The organism is Enterococcus infantis (assembly GCF_049166715.1).
In the GTDB taxonomy this organism is placed as follows: domain Bacteria; phylum Bacillota; class Bacilli; order Lactobacillales; family Enterococcaceae; genus Enterococcus_C; species Enterococcus_C leclercqii.
Genome location: NZ_JBMHFB010000021.1, coordinates 1 through 9,629, shown reverse-complemented (window position 1 = coordinate 9,629; position 9,629 = coordinate 1). Strand labels below are relative to the sequence as shown.

Below are 9,629 nucleotides of genomic sequence, written 5' to 3'. Positions count from 1 at the left end.
ATCCAAGGACTGATTTTTGTTTAAGAAAGAGCGAAAAATAAAAAAGCGCTCAGGCAAGAATTTTTTCCTGCCTGAGCTCATTCACTCATTCAATTTGAACTCACCAACACTATTTGACGAAGAGCCAAAAAAGCAGCCGCAATTGCGACTGCTTTTTTGAGTTCTGATTCGCTCAGATAGTCGTAAGTCTTTCCAATTAAGCTTGGATAGCTGTTACAACGCCTGAACCAACAGTACGTCCGCCTTCACGGATAGAGAAACGAGTACCGTCTTCGATCGCGATTGGGTGGATCAATTCAACTTGGATAGTTACGTTATCGCCAGGCATTACCATTTCAGTACCTTCTGGCAATTCAACAACACCGGTTACGTCAGTTGTACGGAAGTAGAACTGAGGACGATAGTTAGTGAAGAAAGGAGTGTGACGTCCGCCTTCTTCTTTAGTCAAAACGTAAACTTCTGCAGAGAATTTTGTATGTGGAGTGATTGAACCTGGTTTAGCCAATACTTGACCACGTTGGATGTCTTCACGAGCCACACCACGCAACAATGCGCCGATGTTGTCGCCTGCTTCAGCGTAATCCAACAATTTACGGAACATTTCAACACCAGTTACAGTAGTTTTAGCAGTTTCTTCTGCGATACCAACGATTTCTACTTCGTCGCCGACGCGGACTTGTCCACGTTCAACACGACCTGTAGCAACAGTACCACGGCCTGTGATTGAGAATACGTCTTCCACTGGCATCATGAATGGTTTGTCAGTGTCACGAACTGGAGTTGGGATGTATTCGTCAACTGCAGCCATCAATTCCAAGATTTTTTCTTCGTAGACAGGGTCGCCTTCCAAAGCTTTCAAAGCAGAACCAGCAACAACTGGAGTGTCATCGCCTGGGAAGTCGTATTCGCTCAACAAGTCGCGAACTTCCATTTCTACCAATTCCAGCAATTCTTCGTCGTCAACCATATCCATTTTGTTCAAGAATACGACGATGTAAGGTACACCAACGTTACGAGACAACAGGATGTGTTCACGAGTTTGAGGCATAGGACCATCAGCAGCAGATACTACCAAGATCGCGCCGTCCATTTGAGCAGCACCAGTGATCATGTTTTTAACGTAGTCCGCGTGTCCTGGGCAGTCCACGTGAGCGTAGTGGCGAGCTTCTGTTTCGTATTCAACGTGAGCAGTTGAGATAGTGATCCCACGTTCACGCTCTTCAGGAGCACCGTCGATTTGGTCGTAAGCAGATGCTTGAGCCAAACCTTTTTTAGACAAAACTGTAGTGATAGCAGCAGTCAAAGTTGTTTTACCATGGTCAACGTGTCCGATTGTACCAATGTTTACGTGTGGTTTCGAACGGTCAAATTTTTCTTTAGCCATTTTAGAATGTTCCTCCTAAAGTTCAGTTTAGTTTATTTTTTGATAGGTAGGAAGCCGTCAAAACGACTCCCAGCCCTTATCATCGAGTTTATTTTACACGAATCTCTGAAAAAAACCAGCCTTTTCAGAAGTTCGTATGGAGCATCCTTAGAAGCCACAAGATTATTCAGCTTTACCGCCGTTTTTCTTAATGATTTCTTCTTGGATAGATTTCGGTACATCTTCGTAGTGGTCAAATACCATCATGAAGGTACCGCGACCTTGTGTTGCAGAACGCAAAGTTGTTGCGTAACCGAACATTTCAGCCAATGGAACGATCGCATTAACGATCTGTGAATTACCATGTGCTTCCATACCTTCGACGCGTCCGCGACGAGCAGTAACGTGGCCCATGATATCGCCAAGATAGTCTTCTGGAACAGTGATAGTAACTTTCATCATTGGTTCCAAGATTACTGGGTTGGCTTTTTTCGCAGCGGCTTTCAAAGCCATAGAAGCTGCGACACGGAAGGCAGTTTCATTGGAATCGACATCGTGGTAAGAACCGTCATACAGTTTTGCCTTGATATCTACCAATGGATAGCCGGCCAAGACACCGTTATCCATAGATTCTGCCAAACCTTTTTCAACCGCTGGGATGTATTCACGAGGAACCACACCACCGACGATTGCGTTTTCGAATTCGAAGCCTTTACCTTCTTCGTTTGGAGTGAATTCCACCCAAACGTGACCGTATTGACCTTTACCACCAGACTGACGGACAAATTTACCTTCAGCTTGTGTTACAGGAGCACGGAATGTTTCACGGTAAGATACTTGAGGCGCACCAACGTTTGCTTCAACTTTGAATTCACGACGCATCCGGTCAACCAAGACATCCAAGTGCAATTCACCCATACCGGAGATAACTGTTTCACCAGTTTCAACGTTGGTTTCAACACGGAATGAAGGATCTTCTTCTGCAAGTTTTTGCAGTGCCACACCCATCTTATCTTGGTCAGCTTTTGATTTTGGTTCAACGGCTACTTGAATAACCGGATCAGGGAATTCAATAGATTCCAAAATAACCGGAGATTCCAGTGCACACAAGGTGTCACCAGTAGTCGTGTCTTTCAAACCGACAGCAGCAGCGATATCGCCGGAGTAAACCTTATCGATTTCAGTACGGCTGTTGGCGTGCATTTGCAGGATACGACCGATACGTTCCTTCTTGTCTTTAGAAGCGTTCAATACGTATGAACCACTTTCAAGGACACCGGAATAAACACGGAAGAAAGTCAGACGACCAACAAATGGGTCAGTCATTACTTTGAAGGCCAGAGACGCAAATGGTGCTTCGTCATCAGCCGGACGAGTAACTTCTTCGTCAGTTTTTGAGTCGATCCCTTTAATTGCTTCGATATCCAATGGTGAAGGCAAGTAGTCAAGGACTGCATCCAACATCAATTGAACACCTTTGTTTTTGAAGGCTGAACCAGCCAATACTGGGAAGAAGTCTACGCTGATTGTTGCTTGACGGATACCCGCTTTCAACTCATCTTGAGTGATTTCTTCGCCTTCCAGATATTTCATCATCAAGTCTTCATCGGTTTCAGCAACTGCTTCCACCAATTTGTCACGCCATTCTTCAGCGAGTTCTTGATAATCTTCAGGAATTTCAGTTTCTTGGATTTCTGTACCAAGGTCGTTAGTGTAGATTTCAGCTTTCATCGTTACCAAGTCAATGATACCAGTGAAGTCATCTTCTGCACCAATCGGCAATTGGATTGGATGAGCGTTAGCGCCCAAACGGTCGTGCAAAGTTTGTACTGAATACAAGAAGTCTGCACCGATTTTGTCCATCTTGTTACAGAATACAATACGTGGAACACGGTATTCAGTTGCCTGACGCCAAACTGTTTCAGTTTGAGGTTCAACCCCTGATTGTGAGTCCAAAACTGTAACTGCACCATCCAATACCCGCAGAGAACGTTGTACTTCGATTGTGAAGTCTACGTGTCCTGGTGTATCGATGATGTTTACGCGGTAGCCTTTCCACTGTGCAGTTGTTGCTGCAGAAGTGATGGTAATCCCACGTTCTTGTTCTTGTTCCATCCAGTCCATCTGTGAAGCACCTTCGTGGGTTTCACCGATTTTATGGATTTTACCGGTATAATACAGGATACGTTCGGTAGTGGTAGTTTTACCAGCATCGACGTGGGCCATGATACCGATATTACGAGTTTTTTCTAAGGAAAATTCTCTAGCCATGCTGCTTTGTACTCCTCTCTGTCGTAGGTCTATCCGGATCAGTAGACTGCTATACGCTCAATGAAATGAACGCTGCAGATCTTACCAACGATAGTGTGCGAACGCACGGTTGGCTTCTGCCATTTTGTGTGTGTCTTCGCGTTTTTTCACAGAGGCACCAGTGTTGTTGGCAGCATCCATGATTTCTTTAGCCAAACGTTGATCCATAGTGTGTTCGCCACGCAGACGAGCATAGTTCACTAACCAACGCAGACCCAAAGTCGTACGACGTTCAGGGCGCACTTCAACTGGAACTTGGTAGTTTGACCCACCGACACGGCGAGCTTTTACTTCCAATACAGGCATGATATTTTTCATTGCTTGTTCGAAAACTTCCAATGGATCATTCCCTGTAGATTCTTTAATATTTTCAAAAGCATCATAGATAATGCTTGCAGCGATTCCGCGTTTTCCGTCAACCATGACGCGGTTGATCAAGCGAGTCACTAATTTTGAGTTATAAATAGGATCTGGTAAAACATCACGTTTTGCAACAGGACCTTTACGAGGCATCCGTAACTCCTCCTTTACGATATGTTAGTTTGTTAGTGTTCTTATCCTTTAGGACGTTTTGTACCGTATTTAGAACGAGATTGTTTACGATCGTTCACACCGGCAGTATCCAACGCACCACGAACGATATGGTAACGTACCCCTGGCAAGTCTTTTACACGGCCCCCGCGCAGCAAGACAACACTGTGTTCTTGCAAGTTGTGGCCGATCCCTGGGATATAAGCTGTTACTTCGATCAAGTTCGACAAACGAACACGAGCAAATTTACGTAAAGCTGAGTTTGGTTTTTTCGGTGTCATTGTCCCCACACGAGTTGCAACCCCACGCTTTTGAGGTGAGTTCACGTTCGTTTGAGTCTTTTTGAAACTGTTATATCCTTTGTTCAATGCAGGTGAATTTGATTTTTCAACCTTGGATTTACGAGGTTTCCGTACTAATTGGTTAATTGTAGGCATCCCCTAATCTCCTCCTTCCTTGATTCGCTTTCTAGTTCCACACATCCAGGTGGTTCTTTTTTTGCGATAAAAAATAATGCATTACTGCATCCTTATCAGGTGTGCGATCTGTCAGTCAGCACGTCCCATAAGAGAGACCTGTACACAAAGCACCTTTGATAGAATATCATGGCTAAATGCCAGTGTCAACCCTCAGACTGTTTAAATTTGGTGCGGCAAGTCAACAATTTCTTTTTTTCAACTGATTCACAGCACTTATCTGAAATGATTGCTACATTATAATAGATACAATTTTTGTTCGTTGCAGCTGTTTCCGGGAGGGTCTGTCAGATTTCAGTTATCTATACTATAAAGGGAGAAACACTACCATTTCATAACAAAACCCATTACAATAAAGCCGAAACGGTAGATTTCTTTTCTCTTTGAAGATCGAAGGCTGCTGAAACTAATGATGAGGTGACGAAGATGAATTTGAAGCAACTGGTAGGAGTCGAATCTGCAAAATTTATCAAAGACGATATGATTGTTGGATTGGGGACCGGATCGACAGCCTACTATATGGTAGAAGAAGTCGCACGGAAAATCAAAGAGGAAGGCCTAAAGATCACTGGGGTTACTACCTCCAACGCAACTGAAATCCATGCCCGAAAACTTGGTATTCCCCTGCGCAGCATCGACGAAGTCCCTTATGTGGATCTGACAATCGACGGTGCTGACGAAATCAGCAAAGACTTTCAAGGTATCAAAGGTGGCGGTGCTGCCCTTCTTTACGAGAAAATCGTCGCCACTTACTCCAAAGAAGTCATCTGGATTGTGGACTCCTCCAAAATGGTAGAGACTCTGGGTGCCTTTCCGCTGCCAGTCGAAGTCATCCGCTTTGGCAGTCAGCAGGTCTTCAACCGCTTTCAAGAAAAAGGCTACCAACCTGTGATTCGTAAAAATACTGACGGCGAGTACCTTCGAACAGACAGCAACAATCTGATCATCGACTTGCACTTGCAAACTATACCAAATCCCGAACAATTGGCCGCAGAACTCACAAAAATGGTAGGCGTCGTAGAACACGGCTTGTTTTTAAATATGGTTAAGCGTGTTATTGTAGGATACGAAAACGGGCCGCAAATCCTTGAGAATCCTCAACTTTGATACTTTTTTCACATGTGCCAATTGTCGACTTTTGTTCATATTACGTCAATTTAATAATTTCAAATGAAAAAAATGGTATCATTTCTGTATGTTTTGTGCTAAATTTTTGTTAATAACCTAAATGGACAGAGAGGAATACCGATGAAAAAGATTGGATATGTACGGACGACGATTACGGACAATGATTACCTCTGCCAACAGGGACAGTTGACAGACTTTGGTTGCGATGAGATTTTTTTTGATTCCTTCGACAAGACCGACTGCCCGTTGCAGCCAGGAGAACTAGATACCGTCGTGGCTCAAATGCAACCAGAAGACACTCTGGTTGTGACCGACCTGTCACGTTTGGGACGCTCCACTCGGCAATTGACAGATCTCACTGGCCTGTTGGCAGCCCGCAACATCCACTTAGTGAGTTTGGCAGAAGGCATCGATACTCGCGAACCTTCAGGCAAATTTTACTTTAAATTGATGGATGGCCTGGCGGAGATGGAAAGCGTTTTGATCAAGGAACGGACCCTCGTAGGCTTAAACAACGCTCGTAAAAAAGGCAAGATTGGCGGTCGCCCTAAGATTGACCCTAAAGTTGTCCGACGCATTCGCCAACTGTATTTTGAAAAGAAAGAAACGATTCAGTACATTTCTTCCAAGTGTGGTGTTTCTGTCGGCACCTGCTACAAATACATCAACCTGCCGGAAGAAGATGTTGCTAAAATTTTGACCAAATAGTCGTAAAGTCCTGGAGCTGACTCCGGGACTTTTTCATTTTTGAAGATGAGCCTTACTGCCACAACATAGTCTTCGTCAAACAACCATAAACTATTGAGACTATAATCAGAGTCTAGTTACTTGCAACAGCTGTTTTGTATTTTGACAAGATCTATCTTGTAAATAAAAAGCCGATTTTCAGTCGCTTTTTCGCAGAGTACGCTCGTTTTATCCGGCTGTTTCAAACACTTGCATCTTAGGCATTTTTCAAAAGGATTCCCGCGTTTGTCAGCGACTTTTTTCTTTGTAACAATGGAAAAATACTGGAAAACATTGTACAATAAACAAGAAATTGAAAATTTCAGAAATCTGAAACCACAAAGGAGAGTTTTACATGCCAAAATTAGTTTTCTCTCGTCACGGTTTAAGCGAATGGAACGCTTTGAACCAATTCACCGGTTGGGTCGACGTTGATCTGGCTCCAGAAGGTGTGGAAGAAGCCAAAGAAGGCGGCCGTAAAATCAAGGAAGCCGGCATCGAATTCGATGTTGCCTACACTTCTGTCTTGAAACGTGCCATCAAAACTTGTAACTACATCTTGGAAGAATCTGACCAATTGTGGGTACCAACTGTTAAATCTTGGCGCTTAAACGAACGTCATTACGGCGCTCTGCAAGGGTTGAACAAAAAAGAAACTGCTGAAAAATACGGCGACGAACAAGTACACATTTGGCGTCGTTCTTATGACACATTGCCTCCATTGTTGAGTGTTGACGACGAAGGTTCTGCAGCAAAAGACCGTCGTTACGCTGACTTGGATCCTCGTGATATCCCTGGCGGCGAAAACCTGAAAGTAACTTTGGAACGGGCACTGCCTTTCTGGCAAGATGAAATCGCTCCGGCTTTGCGGGACAACAAAACGGTTCTGGTTGCTGCACACGGCAATTCACTGCGGGCATTGGCTAAACACATCGAAGGTATCTCCGACGACGATATCATGGACTTGGAAATTCCTACCGGCCAACCATTGGTCTACGAATTGAACGACGATTTGACTGTAGCTAAAAAATACTACTTGTAAGATTCGTTCACAATCCCACACAGCTTTACTGAAACCAGTCATTGCGACTGGTTTCTTTTAGCAACAAAAAGAAATCGTTTACAAATCTTGTGAGGTGAAACAATGGAACTTCGTAAAAATGATCGACTCTTGTTTTTAGGAGACAGTGTCACAGATTGCGACCGGGATCGCACAAACCCCACCGACTTAGGTAAAGGTTATGTCTTGATGACTGCCGGCATATTGGCCGCTCGTCATCCGGAGGCACAGCTCACTTTCTTGAATCGCGGCATCGGTGGCAATAAAATTCAAGATGTCTTAAATCGGCTAGATGAAGACTGCCTGTCCCTACAACCAGATATTCTGATCTTCATGATTGGTATCAACGACACTTGGCACAATGTCGGTGGCCCTGAATTTGGTAAAGTTGCTGCAGCAGAAGCCTTTGAAAAAAGCTATCGGGAATTTTTAAACCGAGTAACCGCAGCTGGAATCAAACGAATCTTGTTGCTGGAACCCTTTGTCCTACCTTTCCCAGAGGACCGGCAGTTGTGGCGCAGTGATCTTGATCCTAAAATTCAAATTCTGCGCAACCTGGCCTGTGAATTTCATTGTGAACTGCTCTGCTTGGATGGTCGCTTGAACGAAACAGCCGCCATCACCGGACCACAATACCTGACAGGTATCGACGGCGTCCACCCAACAGCAACCGGACATGGTGTGATTGCAGGGGCAGTTTCTGAGAAATTTCGTTATCCTTTTTAATAGCGCCACTGCTCAATAAAAAAGACCTTCAAATTGGGATTTCCATCCACTTTTGAAGGTCTTTTTTTAACGTTGCTTATCAAGAGCCAAGTTGTGCCAGCAAGAATGCCAACGTCTCCTCATAACATCGTTTGGCTTCGGCAGTCTGATAGTTAAACTGATATTCATGGGTCACTTCTTTTTCCACTTGATCAAAAAACAGACCTTGAGCGGGCACATTCAATTCCTTCAAGCGTTTCACCAAAGCAATCCCCTGATTTTGAAAGGAAAAAGCATTGCCATCTGTCACATAGGCTGGCGGAAAGTCGGTTGTCAATTGCTTTACCAGGCTAGCTTGGCGCAACAGCGGACTATTTTGCCAATTCTTAGTACCAATTAGCGACCACGCCACTGTCCTAACGAAAAATTTCATAAACAAACTATCTGACTGCTGCGTAGCCATCTGTTGAAGATCCACTGGCCCACAATAAGAGATTACACCTTTGAGCACCTTTGGCGACAATTGCTGCGAGATTCCCACCTCGTTTGCATATTTTTGGTTTGTTTGAGTCGCTGTATATTGTAAAGCAATTTGTGCCCCTGCACTGTCCCCTCCAAAAAACAAACGCTTCAAATCCAGTCCTTGATCATGATTTTTCAAGTCAGCAATCAATTCCTCAGTCTGGATTACCTGCCCCGGATATTGTAAATCGGGAGCCGTTTGATAGTTCATCGCTACCACCGCAATCTGCGCATCTGCTGCAATACGGGTAGCAAATTCTTTGACACCCTCTTTACTCCCAGCAACGTACCCACCACCATGGACCCAGACCAAAACAGGTATTTTCTTTCCTTTTTGTGCTTTAGGAAAATAGAGATCATAGTTAGCCTTACTGTACTGAGATTGATAGCCAATATCACGTTTCACTTCAACCTGAGGCTTAGCTTTCTCATAGGTAGCTGCATCCATAATCTCTATCGGACCATTGAACAAGTGCCCAATCACCATTGCTCCCGGCCGTGGCGAAAGCTGAAACACAAGGACTATCAGTAGGAGTATTCCAATAATCGTTCCCAGTACACTTAGTAAGATTTTCTGCCATTTTCTCATAATTAACCGCCTTTATCTGATAATGTAGGTGTCCCATTATACCACTATCCAATGACTGGGCTAGATGCCTGTACCTTTTACTTTTCTTGATTTGGATCGGCTACACTAGACTAGACAGAAAAAATAAGGTGTGTAGAATAAGAAAAAACACACTGGAGGATTGTTTATGTCAAGACGTCAACGTCGAACCTATTCAAAAGAATTCAAACAACAAATTGT

Annotated in this window: 9 protein-coding genes; 4 read left to right on the top strand and 5 right to left on the bottom strand. The window is 44.1% G+C overall.

All coding sequences use genetic code 11. The features are described 5' to 3' along the window. Window positions 1–196: 196 nt before the first annotated feature. The 4 genes from tuf to rpsL form a co-directional block, all read right to left on the bottom strand. Window positions 197–1,384, bottom strand: a complete 1,188-nt coding sequence (gene tuf / locus ACOMA8_RS14590) for an elongation factor Tu (RefSeq protein ID WP_161898686.1) — start codon at window positions 1,382–1,384, stop codon at window positions 197–199. 162 nt (window positions 1,385–1,546) lie between these two features. After that, complete coding sequence (gene fusA / locus ACOMA8_RS14585) at window positions 1,547–3,634, bottom strand: elongation factor G (RefSeq protein ID WP_161898687.1); 2,088 nt, start codon at window positions 3,632–3,634, stop codon at window positions 1,547–1,549. An 81-nt stretch (window positions 3,635–3,715) separates the two neighbouring features. Further along, the gene (rpsG, locus tag ACOMA8_RS14580) at window positions 3,716–4,186 is read right to left on the bottom strand and encodes a 30S ribosomal protein S7 (RefSeq protein ID WP_161898688.1); all 471 of its coding nucleotides are present in this window, start codon (window positions 4,184–4,186) and stop codon (window positions 3,716–3,718) included. 41 nt (window positions 4,187–4,227) lie between these two features. Continuing rightward, window positions 4,228–4,641: a 30S ribosomal protein S12 gene (gene rpsL / locus ACOMA8_RS14575; RefSeq protein WP_161870242.1), complete on the bottom strand. Its 414-nt coding sequence runs from the start codon at window positions 4,639–4,641 to the stop codon at window positions 4,228–4,230. Between the two features lie 465 nt (window positions 4,642–5,106). Between rpsL and rpiA the strand changes: the two genes are divergently transcribed. The 4 genes from rpiA (at window position 5,107) to ACOMA8_RS14555 (ending at window position 8,320) form a co-directional block, all read left to right on the top strand. Next, window positions 5,107–5,787, top strand: coding sequence for a ribose-5-phosphate isomerase RpiA (gene rpiA, locus ACOMA8_RS14570; RefSeq protein ID WP_421371691.1), 681 nt, complete (start codon window positions 5,107–5,109; stop codon window positions 5,785–5,787). Between the two features lie 141 nt (window positions 5,788–5,928). Beyond that, on the top strand, window positions 5,929–6,516 hold the full coding sequence (locus ACOMA8_RS14565) for a recombinase family protein (protein WP_161898690.1): 588 nt from the start codon (window positions 5,929–5,931) through the stop codon (window positions 6,514–6,516). A 373-nt stretch (window positions 6,517–6,889) separates the two neighbouring features. Beyond that, complete coding sequence (locus ACOMA8_RS14560) at window positions 6,890–7,576, top strand: 2,3-diphosphoglycerate-dependent phosphoglycerate mutase (RefSeq protein WP_161898691.1); 687 nt, start codon at window positions 6,890–6,892, stop codon at window positions 7,574–7,576. Between the two features lie 102 nt (window positions 7,577–7,678). Further along, window positions 7,679–8,320 (top strand): SGNH/GDSL hydrolase family protein, encoded by a 642-nt coding sequence (locus tag ACOMA8_RS14555; RefSeq protein WP_421371688.1) that lies wholly within the window; start codon window positions 7,679–7,681, stop codon window positions 8,318–8,320. 79 nt (window positions 8,321–8,399) lie between these two features. Here ACOMA8_RS14555 and ACOMA8_RS14550 read toward each other — a convergent pair whose 3' ends face one another. Beyond that, window positions 8,400–9,413 (bottom strand): alpha/beta hydrolase, encoded by a 1,014-nt coding sequence (locus ACOMA8_RS14550; RefSeq protein ID WP_421371695.1) that lies wholly within the window; start codon window positions 9,411–9,413, stop codon window positions 8,400–8,402. Window positions 9,414–9,629 lie beyond the last annotated feature (216 nt).

Coding starts and splice junctions, on each gene's coding strand:
- tuf (WP_161898686.1), bottom strand. CDS start 1,384: ATGGCTAAAGAAAAATTTGACCGTTCGAAACCACACGTAAACATTGGT.
- fusA (WP_161898687.1), bottom strand. CDS start 3,634: ATGGCTAGAGAATTTTCCTTAGAAAAAACTCGTAATATCGGTATCATG.
- rpsG (WP_161898688.1), bottom strand. CDS start 4,186: ATGCCTCGTAAAGGTCCTGTTGCAAAACGTGATGTTTTACCAGATCCT.
- rpsL (WP_161870242.1), bottom strand. CDS start 4,641: ATGCCTACAATTAACCAATTAGTACGGAAACCTCGTAAATCCAAGGTT.
- rpiA (WP_421371691.1), top strand. CDS start 5,107: ATGAATTTGAAGCAACTGGTAGGAGTCGAATCTGCAAAATTTATCAAA.
- ACOMA8_RS14565 (WP_161898690.1), top strand. CDS start 5,929: ATGAAAAAGATTGGATATGTACGGACGACGATTACGGACAATGATTAC.
- ACOMA8_RS14560 (WP_161898691.1), top strand. CDS start 6,890: ATGCCAAAATTAGTTTTCTCTCGTCACGGTTTAAGCGAATGGAACGCT.
- ACOMA8_RS14555 (WP_421371688.1), top strand. CDS start 7,679: ATGGAACTTCGTAAAAATGATCGACTCTTGTTTTTAGGAGACAGTGTC.